Below are 17,812 nucleotides of genomic sequence, written 5' to 3' on the forward strand. Positions count from 1 at the left end.
GGCTCCGGCTCACCCGGGACCCGCCGGGGCGCCGCCCGCGCCCTGGAGCCGTACGGCGCCGGTCTCCAGGCAGGCCAGGAGGGTCCGCGCCTGGACGTTGACGTAGTGGCCGTGGCCGGTGAGCGCGCGCAGCTGCGCCGGCGTGGCCCACTGGTACCCGGGGGGCGGGGTCAGCGGAGTCTCGGACTCGTCGGTCTCGATGAACAGGTAGCGGCTCTCGGCGTTGAGGAAGCGTCCGCCCTCCTCCGAGTGCACGGCCGCGTAGCGCACCCGGTCGGCCGGGGGATCGAGCGCCAGGTCCAGGAACGGCGGCCGGTCCCGGGAGGGGAGGTGCGCCCAGTTGCCGGGCGTGGCCTGGACGGTGGGCGCGATCTCCACGGTGTCCAGGAAACCGGCCTCCACCTTGGCGTTGACCAGCAGATGCGGCAGCCCTTCGAAGGTGCGGTACAGAAACGCCGTCACTCCGGTGCCGGTGGGTTCGATCAGCGGTTGGTCCCAGCCGCCGACCTCCCGGCTGCCGGCCTCGACACGCGCGCCCACCACCCGGAAGTAACGGCCGTCGTCCCGCTCGATCACGTCGTCGCCGTACCGCCAGCCCCTGATGCCGGCCAGGGGGACGCGCTGGACGTCCACGTCGTGGCGGGAGCGTTCGACGGTGAACCAGGACTGCAGTTCGGCGTCGGTGAGCAGCGCTCCCCCGTCCGAGGGCGGCGCGGGGAAGCAGGCGAGGACGGTGCGGGAGTCCATGTTCACCACGTTGTCGCGGCGAAGCAGCCGGCCCAGCTGGCCGAGGGTGAGCCAGCAGAAGTCGTCGTGGAGCGGGACGTCGGTGTCCGGGTCGGCCTCGACGAGCATGTTCCGGTTGGACTTGCGGAAGAACCAGGAGCCGTGCTCGGACTGGAGCACGTCGGTGAGAACCCGGCCGCGCCCCGCGCCCGCGAAGTACTCCAGGTACTTCACCCGTGAACCGCGGTGCACGGCGGAGTAGTTGCTGCGGGTCGCCTGCACGGTCGGGGACAGCTGGAGGAGGTTGCGGTTCCCGGGCTCCATCTTGGCCTGCATCAGGAAGTGCAGGACTCCGTCGAACTCCTTGGCGAGGAGGCCGAGGATGCCGACCTCGGGCTGCCGGATGACGGGTTGCTGCCAGTTGTGGGCCGGGCCCTCGCCGACCGAGGCGGACAGCCCCTCGACGCTGAAGAACCGTCCGGTGTGATGGACCAGGTTGCCGGTGCCCTCGGCGAAGGACCAGCCGTCGAGGCGGCCGAGCGGGACCCGGTCCACCCGGAAGCGGTGGGCGCGCGCCCGGCCGGCGAGCCAGGCATCGACGTCGGCCGTGTTCAGGAAGTGACCGTCCGCGGTGGCGGCCGAGCGGGCCAGCCGGGCCGCCAGATCCGGATCGGTGCGCGGCCGCAGCGGCGGCGCCAGGGCGGGGGGCGCGGTCACGACAGAGCCCCCTCGCCGCCGTCGGCCTGGAACGCCACCGTGCGCCGCAGCGCCTCGTCCAGGCTCGTCCGGGGCTGCCAGCCGGTCACGGCACGGAAGGCGGAGGAGTCGACGGTGACGCTGCGGAAGTCGCCGGCCTCGGCGTGCGCGGGCGGCTCCACGGACACCACGGGTACGGCCGGCTCGCCCGTACGGCCGGCCGCCAGGTCCGCCACCGTACGGAACACCTCGCCGAGCGGGCGGCCCGAACCCGTGCCGAGCAGCCAGTGGCGGCCCGCCAGCTCGTCGAGGTGGTCCAGGGCGGCGACGAGGGCGCGGGCGGCGTCCTCGACGTAGAGCAGGTCGCGCCGCACGGTTCCGTCGTGCCACATCGTCAGGGGCTCCCCGGACAGGGCGCGGCGCACCATGGCGGAGACGACCCCCTTGTCCCGGGCCGTGGAGGACGGGCCGTAGCCGAAGACGGTGGGCAGCCGGAGGGAGGCGGCGCGCAGGACACCCTCGGCGTCCGCGTCCAGCAGGAGCCGCTCGGCACGGAGCTTCTGCCGGTCGTACGCGCCCTTGGGCCGGTCGCTCTCCGTACCGTCGAGCACCTCCTTGTCCAGCGGGCCGACCTGCGAGGCGGCTCCGACGAACAGGACCCTCACCGGTGGGGCGCCCTCGGTACGGCGGGCGCGCAGGGCCTCGACGACGTCCTGGGCCACGCCGACGTTGAGCCGCTCGGCGCCGGTGTCGCCGTCCTCGACGCGCCAGGTGGTGGCCCCGGCGCTGTGGAGCAGGGTGTGCACCACGACGTCGGCGCCGTCCAGCGCCTCGGCGACCGCTCCGGGTGCGGTCAGGTCGGCGGTGTGCACCTCGACCCTGTCGCCGGCACCCGCCGGGACCAGGGCCGGGCGGCGGGAGACGGCCCGGATCCGGACCGGCTCGGCGGCGAGCTCGCGCAGCACCGCGGAGCCGACGAAGCCGGTGGCGCCGAGCAGCACGATCAGCGGGGGTGTCACGGCCACAGTTGTGCCTCCACTTCCAGGCAGGCGTCGTAGGAGGGCAGCAGGCCCCGCTCACGGGCCTCGGCGAGGGTGGGTGCTGACAGGTCCCGCTCCGACTGTGCGGGCGGCGGTCCCCCGGGGAGCGGCAGGCCCAGCTCGGGGTCGAGCGGGGAGACGGCGCGTTCGTTCTCCGGGACGTAGCCCTCGGACATGACGTAGACGACCATGGAGGCGTCCTCCAGGGAGAGGAAGGCGTGACCCACACCGACCGGGACGTACAGGGCACGGCAGTCGTCGCCGCTGAGCTCGGTCGTCTCCCACTTCCCGAAGGTGGGTGAGCCGGTCCGCAGGTCGATCAGGAAGTCCCGCACCCGGCCGTGCGGACAGTAGACGTACTTGGCCCGGCCGGGCGGGGTGGCGGTGTAGTGGATGCCGCGCAGGACGCCCGCGGCCGACAGGTTGTGGCTGATGTCCTTGACCGGGAACAGCGGCCGGCCGGTCGCCTCGGCGAACGCGGCGCTCTGGAAGGGGCTGGAGAACAGGCCCCGGTCATCCTTGTAGACGGCGGGGGTGAACTCGAAGGCGCCCTCGATCCCCAGCTTGTGCACCTGCACGACGCTCACGCACCTTCCTGCTTGACGCCGACGAAGAGGCCGTTGCCGGCGTACTCGCCCTCGATGAACTCCACCGTGAGTCCGGCCCTGGTGAAGGCCGACTCGTAGTCCTCGCGGCTGTAGAGGGCCATGACGTGCGTGTCGGAGAAGTGCTCGATGCCCTGCCCGGGCCGCGCGACGACGTACGTCACGTCCATCCGGCTGGCGTCGCCCTTCTCGTGGAGGACGGTGTGGGAGACACGGGCCACGGTCATGCCGTCGTGGGTGACGACGCTGCCGCCCACGTGGTCGGGGGTGAAGTTCTCCGGGAACCACCAGGGTTCGAGGAGGACCACCCCGCCAGGCACCAGGTGGCGGGCGAAGGACGCCAGGGTGGCGTCGAGGTCCTTCTGCCCGGAGAGGTTGCCGATCGCGGCGAACAGGCACACCACCGCGTCCACGCGGACGCCCAGGTCGAAGTCGCGCATGTCGGCGCGCTCGACCGGCACGTGCGGCACGGTGCGGCGCGCCACCTCCAGCATGCCCTCGGCCAGATCGATCCCCCGCACCTCGGAGAACTCCTCGGCGAGGTGGACGAGATGGCCTCCGGTGCCGCAGCCCACGTCGAGCAGGGAGGCGGCCTGGGGGTGGCGGCGGCGGACGTGCTTGGCGACGACCGCCGCCTCGGCCCGGTAGTCCTTCCCCCGGCCGTGGTAGATGGCGTTGTAGATCTCGCCGACGTCGTAGATCCCGGCGTGCTCAGACACGGGCGAGCACCTCGCGCAGGGCGTCGACGACCTTGTCCTGGACGCCTTCGTCCAGGGACGGGTACATCGGCAGGGAGAAGATCTCCCCGGCCAGCCTCTCGGTCACCGGCAGGGAGCCCTCGGCGTATCCGAGGTCGGCGAAGCCGGACATGGTGTGCACGGGCCACGGGTAGCTGATGTTGAGGTGGATGTCGTACGCCTTGAGCGCCTCGATGACGGCGTCGCGCCTGGGGTGGCGGACGACGTAGACGTAGTAGACGTGTGTGTTGCCGGGATGGGTACGCGGCAGCAGCAGCCCGTCCCCGCCCGCGAGGTCGCCGAGGCGTTCCTCGTAGCGGCGGGCGACGGCGTTGCGGCCGGCGAGGTAGGCGTCGAGTCGGGTGAGCTTGCGGCGCAGGATCTCCGCCTGCACCTCGTCCAGGCGGGAGTTGTGGCCCGGCGAGCGCACGACGTAGTAGGTCTTGTCCATGCCGTAGTAGCGCAGCTGCTTCATGGCACGGTCGGTTTCCTCGTCCGCCGTGATCACGGCCCCGCCGTCGCCGTAGGCCCCGAGGACCTTGGTGGGGTAGAACGAGAAGGCGGCCGCGTCCCCCAGGGTGCCGGTGAGCTCGCCGTGGTGGCGGGCGCCGTGCGACTGGGCGCAGTCCTCCAGGATCTTCAGCCCGTGCCGCTCGGCGATGCGTCGCAGCGGGGCCATGTCGACGCTCTGGCCGTAGAGGTGGACGGGAAGCAGCACCTTGGTGCGCGGGGTGACGGCGGCCTCGACCTGGTCGACGTCCATGAGGAAGTCGTCCTCGCGGACGTCCACGAACACCGGGGTGGCCCCGGTGCCCGCGATCGCCACGACGGTGGGCGCGGCCGTGTTGGAGACGGTGACGACCTCGTCCCCGGCTCCCACGCCCAGCGCCTCCAGGGCGAGCTTGAGGGCGTTGGTGCCGTTGTCGACACCGGTGGCGTAGGGCAGCCCGTGGTAGGCGGCGAACTCGTTCTCGAAGCCCTTGACGCTCTCGCCGAGCACCAACTGGCCCGAACCGAACACCTTCTGGACGGCGTCCAGGATGTCGTCCTTCTCCTCTGCGTACTCCGGCAGATAGTCCCAGACTCGGGTGGTCACGCGATCGCCTCCTGCTTGACGTTACTCGGGGTCGGGTCGGGGCCGGTCCGGGCCCGGTCCCGCGGTGCGGGTCAGCTCTCGTCGGCCGTGGACGGCCCGAACCAGCGCCGCAGGGCGGACTCGGCCCCGGCGCCGTCGGCCGAGGTCCAGACGACGTATCCGTCCGGCCGTACGAGCACGGCGGCCCCGGCGAAGGGGTCCGAGCGGGTCTCCGCCTCGTCGGGGACGGCGACGACGGTGACCACGCGGTCCTTCCAGCCGGCCGCGGTGCGGTGCAGCTCCTCGTCGCCCGCGGGGTCGATCAGCACGCCTTGGGCGGAGTGCAGCAGCTCGGCCGTGCCGGTGGTGGTGCCGGCGGAGGTGCGCAGGCTGCGCGGAGGCAGCCGACGACCGAGCAGCGGGTGCTCGCCGGGTCCGCAGTCGTAGCGGATGTCGAGGTGGCTCACCGAGCCGGCCAGGTGCTTCTTGACCTCGTCGTGTGCGATGAGCTCGGTGAACAGCTCGCGCAGGGGGTCGGCTTCCTCACCGCCGAGGAAGACCATTCCCTGCGCCCGGGTGTTGTTGAGCAGCCGGACGCCGACCGCGTGCCGCTCCGTGTGATAGGAGTCGAGCAGTCCTTCGGGAGCCCGGCCCGCCACCTCGGCCGCCAGTTTCCAGCCCAGGTTGACCGCGTCCTGCACACCGGTGCTCAGGCCCTGCCCGCCGGCCGGGAGGTGGATGTGTGCGGCGTCGCCTGCGAGCAGCACACGTCCGCGCCGGTACTCGGTGGCCTGACGGGTGGCGTCGGTGAAGGAGCTGACCCAGGCGGCGCTGCCGTGCGAGATGTCCTCGCCGGTGATGCGCTGCCATGCCTCGGCCACCTCTTCGAAGGTGACCTTCTCGGCACGGTCGCGGGCCGGCGTGCCGTGCGGGCAGACGATGATGCGGTCGACGCCTTCGCCCAGCGGGGCGGCCATCACCATGCCGCCCGTCAGCTTCTCACCCAGGAACCGGGGCTTGAGGTCGCAGCCGACGACGTCGGCCAGGTACATGCCGCGGGTGGCGGGGGTTCCCGGGAAGTCGAAGCCGGCGGCGCCACGCACCGCGCTGTGCCCGCCGTCGCAGCCCACCAGGTACCCGGCGCTCAGCCGCTGTTCGCCCTCCGCCGTGCGGAAGGTGGCCTCCACCCGGTCACCGTGGTCGGTGAGGGAGCGGAACTCCCAGCCGCGCCGGATGTCCGCGCCGAGGGAGGAAGCCCACTCCTCCAGCACGGCCTCGGTCTGCGACTGGGGTATGCCACGGGCTCCGAAGTGCGCGTCCTCCAGCACCGTGTAGTCGAACTGGACACCGCCGAAGTGGCCCACCGGGCTGGTCTGCAAGCCCCCGAAACGGGGCACCAGGCCCCGCTGGTCGAAGGCCTCCCACGCGCGGGCGGTGAAGCCCAGTCCGCGCGACTGTCCCGTGGGCTCGTCCAGCGATTCCGCCACGACGACCCTGGCTCCGCCGAGGCGGAGCTCGCCGGCGAGCATCAGTCCGGTAGGCCCGGCACCGACGATGATGACGTCCGTGTCCACGATCGTCCCCTCCTGTCCATTGGCTGTCAGCTACGTGTGGTTCAGGCCGCGGCTGCCGCGTCCGCCGACGCTCCCGCGGTGCGCCACCGGTCCGGGTGTTCGCGGTACCAGGCGACGGTCTCGGCGAGCCCCTGGTCGAAGGCGGTGCGGGGCGCGTAACCGAGCTCCTCGCGGATCTTGCTGTCGTCGAGCGAGTAGCGCAGATCGTGCCCCTTGCGGTCGGTGACCCGGCGGATCATGGAGGGTCCGGCCCCGCACAGGTCGAGGATCCGCTCCGTCAGTTCCAGGTTGGTCATCTCGTTGCCGCTGCCCACGTTGTAGATCTCGCCCGCCCTGCCCCGTTCGAGGACCAGGTGGATGGCCCGGCAGTGGTCGTCGACGTGCAGCCACTCGCGCCGGTTGCGGCCGTCGCCGTACAGCGGGACCGGCTCACCGCGCAGCAGGTTGGTGACGAAGCGGGGGATCAGTTTCTCGGGGTGCTGGTACGGCCCGTAGTTGTTGGAACAGCGGGTCACCGAGACGTCCAGGCCGTGGGTGCGCCAGAAGGACCGGGCCACCAGGTCGGAGGCCGCCTTGGAGGCGGCGTAGGGGGAGTTGGGCAGAAGCGGCCACTGCTCCGTCCAGGACCCCTCCTCGATCGACCCGTAGACCTCGTCGGTGGACACGTGCACGACCCTCTCCACGCCGCCGGCGAGCGCCGCCGCCAGCACGACCTGGGTGCCCATCACATTGGTCCGGACGAACTCGGCGGCGCCGACCAGGGAGCGGTCGACGTGGGACTCCGCCGCGAAGTGCACGATCGCGGTGTGGCCCGGCACCAGGTCCGCCAGCAGGTCGGGGTCGCAGACGTCGCCGTGGACGAAGTCCAGCCTCGGGTGCGCGGCCGGCAGGTTGCGGCGGTCGCCGGCGTACGTCAGCTTGTCCAGCACGGTCACACGGGCGTCGGCCGAGCCGGGATAGCGGCCGTCGAGGAGCGCGCGCACGTAGTGGGAACCGATGAATCCGGCTCCCCCGGTCACCAGCATCCTCATCGGCTGCTCCCGAGCAGTCCGGGCAGCGTGGCGACGACGTCGGCGGGTGCCGGCATGGCCCGCATCTCCGCCGCCACCTCACCGCCCGCCGACCGGAAGGCGGGTTCGTCGAGGAGTCGTGCCAGCGCGGAGGCGATCTCGGCGCCGGTGGCCTTCGGGCCCTCCAGCATCAGGCCCGCCCCCTGCGCGACCAGCACCTGGGCGGCGGCGTGCCCGTCGTCGTGCGCCATGGGCACGGCGAGCTGGGGCACCCCGGCGTCGAAGGAGGCGTACATCGTGCCCATGCCACCGTGGTGGACGATCGCGTCGCACGTGGCGAGCAGGGCGCGCAGCGGTATCCAGTCGACGACCCGCACCCGGCCGGGCAGCGGGTCGGGCAGCGCCGACAGGTCGGCACCGCTGGTGGTGAGGACGACCTCCAGGTCCAGCTTCGCGAGGCCGTCGATGATCTCCAGCAGGCGCGTACCGTCGCCGTAGAAGGTGCGCAGGGAGCCCAGGGTGACCGCGACACGGGGCCGGTCACCCCGGCGCAGCGCCCAGTCGGGCAGTACGGCGCCGCCGGTGTAGGGCGCGTACCGCATCGGCAGGACGTGCGCGGCGCCGCTCTTGAGCGGGCCGTCCTGGAGTACGGGGACGAGCGAGGCGGGGTTGAGGTCCAGTTCCACCTCGGCCTCGGGCAGCTCGGCGACGCCCAGCCGCTCCGCGACGGAGGTGAGGCGCTGGAGCGCGGGCCGGAAGGTGGGGCGGCGGGTGCCGATGCCGTGGAGGACCGCGGGGACGCCGACGGCACGGGCGGCGAGCAGCCCGGCCACGGCGGGCGGTGTGTAGACGACGGCGTCCGCACCCCAGGCCGTGGCCGTGTCGGCCAGCCCGTCCACCATGCGGGCTCCGACCTCCGCGAAGACCTCGGCGACGTGGGCGATCACCTCGTCGGGCCTGAGCCTCCAGCTGATGTCGGTCTCCGTGAAGCGGCGGACCATGTCCTCGTACGGCTCGGCCGACGCCCCGTCGTCGGTGGCGACGGCGTGCAGGCCGGCCGACGCGGCCGTGGCCGGGGCGGGGCCGCTCGCCGCGACGAGCACGTCGTGTCCGGCGGCGAGCGCGGCCTGCGCCAGGGGGACCATCGGCAGCATGTGCGAGGGCCCTGGGAGGGTGGTGAACAGCAAGCGCATGACGGTGTCTTTCCGGTCGGAAGTCGTCGGGCCGTCAGCTCTGGGCGGAGCGCGAGTGCCACGCCCGGAACGTGTTCGCCCACCGTGAGGTGGACAGTGACCGCGCCCGCACCCGCCCCTTCTGCACGTCGAGGGGGCGTTCGGTGTCGGGCAGCGTGTGGAAGGCGTCGTAGGCCTCCTTGCCGTCCCACTGGGCGTAGTTGAGGACCGAGGTGCCGTCGAGGGACCGGAAGTAGGCGTGGGAGCGGTACCCGGGGACGGTCAGCAGCCATTCGTCGGGCTTGGCGAGCGTGTCGACCAGGGCCGCCTGGTTCTCGGGCTCGCAGCTCAGGACGAAGATGACGGTGTAGTCGTCACGCTCGGGGGAGATCTCGGTGGTGTCCCCCAGGGACGGGTGGCGCTGGGCGAAGACCGCCTCGGTGCGGATGAGCTGCACGGTGGTCGCGAGCCGGTGGAACTCCGGCACCGTCCTGGTCCGGAACTCCTCCCCCGCGTACCTCTTCGCGAGGTCCTCCGCACTGCGCCACTGGACGAGGTTGGCGGTGCCCGGGGAGTCCTGTCCGGCGTGCACGGTGGAGGAGATCCACCCCGGGTAGTCGGCGTTGTCGACGATGCCCCGCATGGCCTTCAGAACCTGTGACTCCTTGTCACGGTCCTCGGTGTCGAAGAGGTTGAAGAGGGTCAGGTAGCCGTCGTCGGGCGAGATGAAGGGCACGGTTCTCCCAGGTCGAGGTGGGCGGTTGTGAGGTCAGCCGGCCGCGGCGACGTCCATGACGTAGCGGCCGTACGAGGACTTCGCGAGCTTGGTGCCGAGCTGGTAGCACGCCTCGCGGTCGATGAATCCCATGCGCCAGGCGATCTCCTCGATGCAGGCGATGCGGACCCCCTGGCGGTGCTCCAGGATCTGCACGTACTGGCCGGCCTCGGTCAGCGCGTCGTGCGTGCCGGTGTCCAGCCAGGCGAAGCCGCGGCCCAGCGAGATCAGCTTCGCCTTGCCGCGCTCCAGGTAGAACCGGTTGACGTCGGTGATCTCCAGCTCGCCGCGCGCGGAGGGGCGCAGGTTCTTGGCGATGTCGACGACGTCGTTGTCGTAGAAGTACAGCCCCGTGATGGCCAGGTTCGACCTGGGGCGGGCGGGCTTCTCCTCCAGCGACAGGAGGTTCCCCTTGTCGTCCACCTCTCCCACGCCGTACCGTTCCGGGTCGCGCACGGGGTAGCCGAACAGCACGCAGCCGTCGACGTCCACCACGGTGTCCTGGAGCAGCCCGCTGAAGCCGGGGCCGTGGAAGATGTTGTCCCCGAGGACCAGGGCCACAGGATCGCCGCCCACGTGGTCGGCGCCTATCACGAAGGCGTCGGCGAGACCGCGCGGCTCGTCCTGCTGTGCGTAGGAGATGGTCAGTCCGTAGTCGGAGCCGTCACCGAGAAGCCGGCGGAATCCCTCCAGATCCTGTGGGGAGGAAATGACGAGGATATCGCGGACACCGGCCAGCATCAGGACCGAAAGCGGGTAATAGACCATCGGCTTGTCGTACACCGGAAGCAATTGCTTCGATATTCCCATCGTGATGGGATGCAGCCGCGTTCCGTGGCCTCCGGCCAGAATAATTCCTTTCACGGTACCTGCCTCCAGGATTTCTCCGCCGGTGTTTCTAGCGGAATCCAGCACCCATCATCCTGAGCCGCCGGACCGGCTTCAAGGTGGCTCAGGTCAGAACGACGTCAATTCCGGTCAGAGCATTTCAGCGAGCTTCGCCGAACCAGGCGCGGAGCGCGTCCGCGGCCTCCGCGGCCCCGTCGCCCGTCCACGCGACATAGCCGTCAGGACGTACGAGAACGCCGCCGGCGTCGCCCAGCGGGCCGTGAGGGCCGCCGGGGCGGGCGGTGACGGTGACGACGCGGTCCGCCCAGGGCGCGGCCCCGGCGCGCAGCCCGGGATCGTCGGCCAGGTCGAGCAGCAGTCCGCGGCCCCCGGTGCGCAGGAGCGCGGTGGTGCTCGACGTGCCTTCGGGCGTCAGCAGCCCGGTGTGAGGGAGGCGGCGGTGGTCGCCGTAGCGGATGTCGAGCCCGGAGATCATCCCCGCCAGGTGTTCGCGCACCTCGGGCCGGTCGCGGATCAGTTCGTGCAGCAGGGCCCGGAGCGGCTCGATCCCGGGGCCGCCCAGCAGGAGCTGGGCCTGGGCCCGGATATTGCCGAGGACCCGGCGGCCGACCGCGTGCCGTTCGGTGTGGTAGGAGTCGAGCAGGCCCTCGGGAGCACCGCCGCGCACCTGGGCCGCGAGTTTCCAGCCGAGGTTGACGGCGTCCTGGAGCCCGAGGTTGAGCGCCTGGCCGCCGATGGGCATCTGCCGGTGGGCCGCGTCGCCGGCGAACAGCACCCGGCCCTCGCGGTAGCGGACGAGTTGCCCGTGCGCGTCGCCGAAGGAGTTCACCCACAGCGGGGCTCCGGCGCTGATGTCCTCGCCGGTGACCTGCTTCCACGCCTGGGCCACTTCGGTGAAGTCCACGTCGCCGTCGCGGTGCCCGGCCACCGCGCCGAACGCGTGCACCATGACCCGGGTGACCCCGTCGGACCGGCGCGCCGCGACGGCCAGGCCGCCCGGCAGCCGCTGGAAGCGCCGGTCGGGCACCTCGATCCCGGCGACGTCGGCGCGCAGCAGCTCGCGCACCGGGGCACGGCCGGGAAACTCGGCCCCCGTGAGCCGGCGCAGTGTGCTGTCCTCACCGTCGCAGCCGACGGCGTACCGCGCCCGGACGCGCAACGGGTCCCCTCCGGGGCCGGCGACGACCGCCTCGACGGCGTCCGCGCCTACCCGCACCGCCCGCAGCTCGTGCCGGCGGCGCAGGTCCGCGCCCAGTCCGGAGGCCCATTCCGTGAGGAGTTCCTCGGTGCGGGTCTGCGGCACCTTCCACTGTCCGGGCCAGGGGCCGGGCAGGGTCAGGTCGAGCGGTATCCCGCCGAAGTGCCCGCGGGGCTCGTTCGGCGGGTCGCCCAGCGCGTCGAGCAGACCGCGGCTGTCGAAAATCTCCATGGTGCGGGCGTGCAGGGTGGAGGCCCGCGACTCGGTGGTGGGCCCTTCCCCGCGGTCCACCACGACGGTCTCCGCACCGCCGCGGCGCAGTTCTCCGGCGAGCATCAGCCCGACGGGTCCCGCACCGACGACGAGCACGTCGGTGTCCACGGCGCGTGCGGCCGCCATCAGCGCCGTCGGCTCTCGGCGTGGTCCTTGGCGTGTCCGAGGGTGGCCCGGCTGTTGGTGCTCAGCGCGTTCCGCACGTACTCCCGGGCGTCCGCGACCGTCGCGTCCGGGCCGAGGATCCGGGCGATGTTGTCCGTGTTGAGGGTCACGGTGTGCTGCGAGGACACGGCCGCTCCCTCCTCGTTCTCCTCGAACGTCCAGTAGCCGGTGTGCAGGGTCATCAGCGCCGGCAGGGTGACCTGCTTGTAGGCGATCCGGTGGTGCGGGAAGGTCACCCGGTACGACTTGGTGGTGTGCGTCGAGCCGTCCTTGGCCCGGGTGTCCATCTCCAGGCTCTGCAGCCCGGGGGTGTCCTCGCTGAACCGGACGGAGGCGACGTGCGGCAGCCGCTCCGCCCACAGGTCCGCCTCGTTGACGAAGTCGTAGGCGTCCTTGACCGAGCCGGCGACCTGCACCGTGTCCTCGAAGGAGAAGGTCAGTTCCTCGGCCGCGTGCGCCAGTTCGACGTTGGTCCTCAGCGCCTCCAGCTCGGAGCGGCTGTTGCGGTCGACGGCCTCGTCGATCCACCGCAGACCCTCCGGGTCGTCGTCGACGGCCCGGTAGTCGTGGAGCAGCCTCACCCGCGACCGGGTGCCGGAGAGCGACTCGATGATCCAGGTGCCGCCCATGGCGGCGACCGGCGGGGCCGAGACCTCCTGCCGGAACTCGATCCGCCGCTCCCGCGGGTCCAGGGTGCGGCGCGAGGTCCAGTTCTTGGCCTGGCCGTTGGCGGTCGCCCAGATGCGGATGCGCTCCTCGCCGTCGCCCCGCTCCAGATGGTCCACGTAGATGGTGGGAGGGAAGATCCGAGGCCAGTTGTCGACCTCGGCGATCAGCCGGTAGACGGCGTCGGCGGGAGCCTCGATGGCGATCTCGTGCTCGACCTGGCGGGTCGTCATGATGTCGTTTCCTCCGTCGGTCTCAGAAGTTGCCCAGGCCGCCGCAGACGTTCAGCGCCTGCGAGGTGATGGAGGCCGCGGTGTCGGAGGCCAGGTAGCCGACCAGGCCGGCCACCTCCTCGGGTGTGGAGTAGCGGCCGAGCGGGATCTTCGCCTGGAACTTCTCGAGGATCGCCTCCTCGGTCGAGTCGTAGGCGGCCGCGTAGCCCTGGCGGACGCGCTGGGCCATCGGCGTCTCGACGTAACCGGGGCAGACCGCGTTGACCGTGATACCGGTGGGCGCCAGTTCGTTGCCGAGGGCCTTGGTGAAGCCGACGACACCGTGCTTGGAGGCGGAGTACGGGGCACCGAGCACGACGCCCTGCTTGCCGGCGGTGGACGCGATGTTGATGATGCGACCGCGCTGCTTATGGCGCATGCCTCCGGTGTTCAGGACCTCGCGGGTCACCCGGAAGACACTGGTGAGGTTGGTGGCGATGACGTCGTCCCACAGTTCGTCGGCGATGTCGGCGGTCACCCCGCCGCCGCTGCGGCCCGCGTTGTTCACCAGTACGTCGACGGTGCCGAAGCGGTCGACGGCAGCCTGCACGAACGCCGTCACGGCGGGGCCGTCACTGACGTCCACGGCGGCGCCGTCGATGTCGACGCCCTCCTCGGCCAGTTGCTTGACGGTGGATCTGACGTTCTCGGCGTTACGGGCTCCGATGAAAACCTGGTGTCCCTGCTCGCCGAGGAGCCGAGCCACGGCGAGACCGATGCCACTGGTGGCTCCGGTGACGAGGGCGACCTTCTTGATCTGCTCCGGCATCTTCTTCTCCGGTGGGTGATGGGGGTGCGGTGGTCGGGGCTGAGCGGGCCGGCTCCGTCAGGCCACGGTCCCCACGGAGCCGATCGTGGCGTTGACGGCGGCAAGCAGCGTGCGCGGCGTCTGCGCGTCGGTCAGGACGTCGTCATCGAGGGTGACGCCGAACTCGCGCTCGATCCGGCCGGCCGTCTCCAGCAGGGCCAGCGACTCGTAGCCGAGCTCCTCGAAGCCGGTGTCGAGGATGTCGCCGTCGAGGTCCACGCCCTCGTCGGCGCCTGCGCCCTCGCGCAGAATCCGCTTCAGGTCGTCCAGGCTGAATTCCGTCGTTGCGGTCACGTGCGGTCTTCCCTTCGTGTGCTGGATGAGGTGTGCGCGGAACCCCGGCAGAGAGTCGGCCGGACCGCTCACGCGGCCCTGGGGCCAGGCGTCGCCCGGCAGGCCGCAGTTCGACGACAGGGCCCCGGGCGTGTCCGGCGGACCAGGGCCGTCGTGGACCCGGTCAAACTCCGCCGGACACGCCCTGGTCGGCGGCCCGGACCACCATGGCCGAGTTGAAGCCGCCCTGGCCGCGGGCCAGCACGACGGCGGTGCGGAGCGCGGCGGGACGTGGGGTTCCGAGGACGAGATCGAGGCCGTACTCGGGCAACGGGTCGGTGTTGACCGTGGGCGGGATGACGCCGTCGGCAAAGGCGAGGAACGCCGCGGCCAGGTCCAGCGGGGCGGCGCCGGAGTACAGGCGGCCGGTCATCGTCTTGGGCGCGGTGACGGGAACCCCACGCGGTCCGAAGACGGCGGTGAGTGCCTGCGCCTCCGCACGGTCGAGCTCGGGCACCGCCGCCGCGTCGGCGAAGACCACGTCGATCTCCTCGGGCCGCACGCCCGCGTCCGCGAGAGCGGTTTCCAGAGCCCGGCGCAGTCCTGGCTCGCCTCCGCTGCCCGGCCGGGGATCGATGGTCGCGCCGTACCCCGCGATCTCTCCGTAGATTCTGGCACCGCGCCGGCGTGCCGCGTCGGCGTCCTCCACGATGAGGATCGCGCCGCCCTCGCCGGGAACGTGGCCGCCCGCGTCGACGTCGAACGGCCGGTAGGCGCGCGTCGGCTCGTCGCTGGTGCTCAGCCTGCCGCCCGCCAGCTGGGCCACCCACCCCCAGGGGCAGAGGGACGCGTCCACCGCGCCGGAGACGATCAGCTTGGTGCCTTTGCGGATCTGCCGGCGCGCCTGTGCGACCGCGTCCAGGCCCCCGGCCTGATCGCTGACGACGACGCCGCTGGGGCCCTTCATGTTGTTGCGGATGGATATCTGGCCGCTGTTGACGGCGTAGAACCAGGCGAACGACTGATACGCGCTGACGTGCTGGCTGCCCAGACTCCACAGCTTCCGCAGCTCGTTCTGGCCGAACTCGAATCCGCCGGAATGACTGGCCGTGACCACGCCCATGTCGAACTCGGGCAGTTCCGCAGTCGTCACGCCCGCGTCCTCCAGTGCCCAGTCCGCGGCGACCAGCGCCAGCCGGGTCATCCGGTCGGTCTGCGGCAGCAGCCGGCTCGGCAGGTGGTCCTCGGCCGTGAAGCCCGGGATCTCGCCGGCCAGCCGTGCTGGGTAGGAGGACGCGTCGAATCTGGTGATCCGGCCGATGCCGCCCTTGCCTCCACGGGTCGCCGCCCAGAAGTCCTGGACGCCGAGCCCGTTCGGCGACAGGACGCCGAGTCCGGTCACCACCGCGGACACGCTCATGCCGTGCTCCTCTCGGGCCTGGCCAGCACCATGGCACTCTGGAAACCGCCGAACCCGCTGCCGACGGTGAGCACCGCGTCGGTTATCTGTTCGCGGGCGGTCAGCGGCACGTAGTCGAGGTCGCACTCCGGATCCGCCGTGTGCAGGTTGGCCGTGGGGGGTACCACGTTGTTCTCCATCGCCAGAGCGGACGCGGCGATCTCGATGGAGCCGATCGCGCCCAGCGAGTGTCCGACCATCGATTTGATCGAGCTGACCGGGGTGCGGTAGGCGTGCTCCCCGAGGCTCCGTTTGAAGGCGGCGGTCTCGTGCCGGTCGTTCTGCTTGGTGCCGGAACCGTGGGCGTTGATGTAGTCGATCTCCTGCGGGTTCATCCGCGCCTCGTCGAGCGCCACCCGGATCGCCTCGGCCATCTCCGTACCGTCGGGCCTGAGGCCGGTCATGTGGTAGGCGTTGCTGCGCGTGGCGTAGCCGGCGATCTCGGCGTAGACGTGGGCACCGCGCTTCTTCGCGGCCTCCAGCTCCTCCAGGACGAACACCGCGGCCCCCTCGCCGAGCACGAATCCGTTACGCGTCCCGTCGAAGGGCCTGGAGGCGCGCTCGGGTTCGTCGTGGCGGGGTGTGGTGGCCTTGATCGCGTCGAAGCAGGCCATCGTGATCGGTGAGATCGGGGCGTCGGAGGAGCCCGCGACCATCACGTCCACCGCGCCCTCGCGGATCAGCTCCACCGCGTAACCGACCGAGTCGATGCCCGAGGTGCAGCCGGTGGAGATCACCGTGCTCGGGCCCTGGGCGCCCACCGCCCACGCCACCTCTGTGGCGAACGAACTCGGCACCAGGTAGTCGTAGAGGTGCGGCACGGCGTAGGTGTGGTCGACCAGGTCCAGCCGCCCCCCGTCGCTGACGACCCGGTACTCCTCGTCCAGACCCATCGTGGCGCCCACGGCGCTGCCGACGGTGACGCCGACGCGGTACGGGTCCAGCTGCCCCAGTTCGATGCCGCTGTCGGCGACCGCACCCCGGGCCGCGACCACCGCGAACTGCGCGGCCCGGTCCATGCGGCGAGCCTCCTGCGGGCTCAGCCCGTGCTCCTCGGGGTCGAAGTCGATCTCGGCGGCAACGCGGGAGCGGAACGGAGAGGGGTCGAAGAACGTGATGCCGCGGGTCGCGGTGCGGCCCTCGTTGAGCAGGCTCCAGAAGTCCTTGACGCCGATGCCACCGGGTGCCAGGACCTCGATGCCGGTGATGACGACTCGCCGGCCCGTCACGCGGACGCCTCCCAGTTGTAGAAGCGGGTCGCCATCGCATCGGCGGGGGAACGCCACGTCGCCGGGTCGTAGGCCTGGATGAACGGCTTCAGGTCGTCGCTGATCCGCACGAAGCGGGGGTCCGTCTTGGCCTGCTCGATCAGCTCTCCCCCGTTGTCGGAGTCGAAGTCCTGCAGGTGGAAGTAGAGGCCGCGGTAGGCGAACAACTGGCGACGTCGGGTGCCCATGCGGTGAGGCATCTCGGAGCCGTCGAAATCAGCGAACAGTTTCGAAACGTCGATGCTGGATTCGGAATCCATCCGGGCCACGATCAACGTACTGTGCATACTTCGTCTCCTCCGCGTACATCGGAAAGGGCTTCTCATCAACCTCACGCGCAGCAACCCGGCGAACGCGAATTCCAGAGTTCCCTAAAGAGCACTGCACCTCAAGGGAGTTCAGGTCAGATGAATGTCAGAGCCCATCAGATCTGTGCGCGGTGATGTCAGCGCGGGTGAGGTCGGTGCGCGGCTATGTCAGCGTGCGGGAGCCGTGTGCGGGTGGGGTCGGCGCGGGGGGCCGTGTGCGGGTGGGGTCGGCGCGCGGGAAGGCTCCCGGAACGTCAGTCCTTGATCTCGCAGATGACCGCGCCGGAGGCCAGCGAGCCACCGACCTCCGTCTCCAGCCCCTTCACGGTTCCCGCGCGGTGGGCGTTGATCGGCTGTTCCATCTTCATCGCCTCCAGGACCACGATCAGCTCGCCCACGGCGACTTCCTGGCCCTCCTCGACGGCGACCTTCACCACGGTGCCCTGCATGGGTGAGGCGAGGGTGTCACCGGAGGCTGCGGGGCCGGAGTTCCTGGCCGCGCGCCGTTTCGGCTTGGCGCCGGCGGCGAGGCCGGTGCGGGCCAGGCTCATGCCCAGTGAGGAGGGGAGCGAGACCTCCAGGCGCTTGCCGCCGACCTCGACGACGACGGTCTCCCGGCCGGCCTCGTCGTCCGTGTCCGCGTCGGCGGGTGCGGCGAAGGGCTTGATGTCGTTGACGAACTCGGTCTCGATCCACCGGGTGTGGACGGTGAACGGGTCCGCGGTGAAGGCGGGGTCGGCGACGACGGCACGGTGGAAGGGGATGGCGGTGGCCATGCCCTCGACGGTGAACTCGGCGAGCGCGCGGGCGGCGCGCTGGAGCGCCTGCCGGCGGGTCGCGCCGGTCACGATGAGCTTGGCGAG

General features: G+C 71.4%; 18 protein-coding genes. All 18 read right to left on the reverse strand.

The window, feature by feature from the left end; all coding sequences use genetic code 11:
* Positions 1-9: 9 nt before the first annotated feature.
* Positions 10-1,443 carry an NDP-hexose 2,3-dehydratase family protein gene (locus ACH4KB_RS07615; protein ID WP_398064591.1) on the reverse strand — a complete coding sequence of 478 codons (1,434 nt, stop codon included), beginning with the start codon at positions 1,441-1,443 and terminating at the stop codon, positions 10-12.
* Entirely contained in the window at positions 1,440-2,447 is a 1,008-nt protein-coding gene (locus ACH4KB_RS07620) for an NAD-dependent epimerase/dehydratase family protein (RefSeq protein ID WP_398064593.1), read from the reverse strand. Before ACH4KB_RS07620 ends, ACH4KB_RS07615 begins: the two co-directional genes overlap by 4 nt.
* Positions 2,438-3,049, reverse strand: coding sequence for a dTDP-4-dehydrorhamnose 3,5-epimerase family protein (locus ACH4KB_RS07625; RefSeq protein WP_398064595.1), 612 nt, complete (start codon positions 3,047-3,049; stop codon positions 2,438-2,440). The genes ACH4KB_RS07620 and ACH4KB_RS07625 overlap by 10 nt, the downstream gene beginning before the upstream one ends.
* Positions 3,046-3,786: a class I SAM-dependent methyltransferase gene (locus ACH4KB_RS07630; RefSeq protein WP_398064597.1), complete on the reverse strand. Its 741-nt coding sequence runs from the start codon at positions 3,784-3,786 to the stop codon at positions 3,046-3,048. Before ACH4KB_RS07630 ends, ACH4KB_RS07625 begins: the two co-directional genes overlap by 4 nt.
* Complete coding sequence (locus ACH4KB_RS07635; protein WP_398064599.1) at positions 3,779-4,900, reverse strand: DegT/DnrJ/EryC1/StrS family aminotransferase; 1,122 nt, start codon at positions 4,898-4,900, stop codon at positions 3,779-3,781. The genes ACH4KB_RS07630 and ACH4KB_RS07635 overlap by 8 nt, the downstream gene beginning before the upstream one ends.
* A gap of 71 nt (positions 4,901-4,971) precedes the next feature.
* Positions 4,972-6,453, reverse strand: coding sequence for an FAD-dependent monooxygenase (locus ACH4KB_RS07640; RefSeq protein WP_398064601.1), 1,482 nt, complete (start codon positions 6,451-6,453; stop codon positions 4,972-4,974).
* A gap of 41 nt (positions 6,454-6,494) precedes the next feature.
* A complete protein-coding gene (rfbB, locus tag ACH4KB_RS07645) occupies positions 6,495-7,484 on the reverse strand; it encodes a dTDP-glucose 4,6-dehydratase (protein ID WP_398064603.1) in 990 nt (329 codons plus the stop codon).
* On the reverse strand, positions 7,481-8,656 hold the full coding sequence (locus tag ACH4KB_RS07650; RefSeq protein WP_398064605.1) for a nucleotide disphospho-sugar-binding domain-containing protein: 1,176 nt from the start codon (positions 8,654-8,656) through the stop codon (positions 7,481-7,483). The genes rfbB and ACH4KB_RS07650 overlap by 4 nt, the downstream gene beginning before the upstream one ends.
* 34 nt (positions 8,657-8,690) lie before the next feature.
* The gene (locus tag ACH4KB_RS07655; RefSeq protein ID WP_398064607.1) at positions 8,691-9,371 is read right to left on the reverse strand and encodes an antibiotic biosynthesis monooxygenase family protein; all 681 of its coding nucleotides are present in this window, start codon (positions 9,369-9,371) and stop codon (positions 8,691-8,693) included.
* Positions 9,372-9,404: 33 nt separating this feature from the next.
* Positions 9,405-10,274, reverse strand: a complete 870-nt coding sequence (gene rfbA / locus ACH4KB_RS07660) for a glucose-1-phosphate thymidylyltransferase RfbA (protein ID WP_398064609.1) — start codon at positions 10,272-10,274, stop codon at positions 9,405-9,407.
* A gap of 124 nt (positions 10,275-10,398) precedes the next feature.
* Positions 10,399-11,856, reverse strand: a complete 1,458-nt coding sequence (locus ACH4KB_RS07665; protein ID WP_398064611.1) for an FAD-dependent monooxygenase — start codon at positions 11,854-11,856, stop codon at positions 10,399-10,401.
* The gene (locus ACH4KB_RS07670; protein ID WP_361883432.1) at positions 11,856-12,794 is read right to left on the reverse strand and encodes an aromatase/cyclase; all 939 of its coding nucleotides are present in this window, start codon (positions 12,792-12,794) and stop codon (positions 11,856-11,858) included. Before ACH4KB_RS07670 ends, ACH4KB_RS07665 begins: the two co-directional genes overlap by 1 nt.
* Positions 12,795-12,816: 22 nt before the next feature.
* A complete protein-coding gene (gene fabG, locus ACH4KB_RS07675) occupies positions 12,817-13,602 on the reverse strand; it encodes a 3-oxoacyl-ACP reductase FabG (protein WP_398064613.1) in 786 nt (261 codons plus the stop codon).
* 57 nt (positions 13,603-13,659) lie between these two features.
* Positions 13,660-13,935 carry an acyl carrier protein gene (locus ACH4KB_RS07680; protein ID WP_326703848.1) on the reverse strand — a complete coding sequence of 92 codons (276 nt, stop codon included), beginning with the start codon at positions 13,933-13,935 and terminating at the stop codon, positions 13,660-13,662.
* 163 nt (positions 13,936-14,098) lie between these two features.
* Entirely contained in the window at positions 14,099-15,334 is a 1,236-nt protein-coding gene (locus tag ACH4KB_RS07685; RefSeq protein ID WP_398064616.1) for a ketosynthase chain-length factor, read from the reverse strand.
* Positions 15,331-16,602, reverse strand: a complete 1,272-nt coding sequence (locus tag ACH4KB_RS07690; RefSeq protein WP_398064618.1) for a beta-ketoacyl-[acyl-carrier-protein] synthase family protein — start codon at positions 16,600-16,602, stop codon at positions 15,331-15,333. The genes ACH4KB_RS07685 and ACH4KB_RS07690 overlap by 4 nt, the downstream gene beginning before the upstream one ends.
* Positions 16,599-16,928, reverse strand: coding sequence for a TcmI family type II polyketide cyclase (locus ACH4KB_RS07695; RefSeq protein WP_398064620.1), 330 nt, complete (start codon positions 16,926-16,928; stop codon positions 16,599-16,601). Before ACH4KB_RS07695 ends, ACH4KB_RS07690 begins: the two co-directional genes overlap by 4 nt.
* Before the next feature lie 275 nt (positions 16,929-17,203).
* The coding region (locus ACH4KB_RS07700) for a biotin/lipoyl-containing protein (protein ID WP_398064622.1) at positions 17,204-17,812 on the reverse strand (609 nt) is incomplete at its 5' end.

It is taken from the genome of Streptomyces sp. NPDC017520 (assembly GCF_044329855.1).
GTDB lineage: Bacteria > Actinomycetota > Actinomycetes > Streptomycetales > Streptomycetaceae > Streptomyces.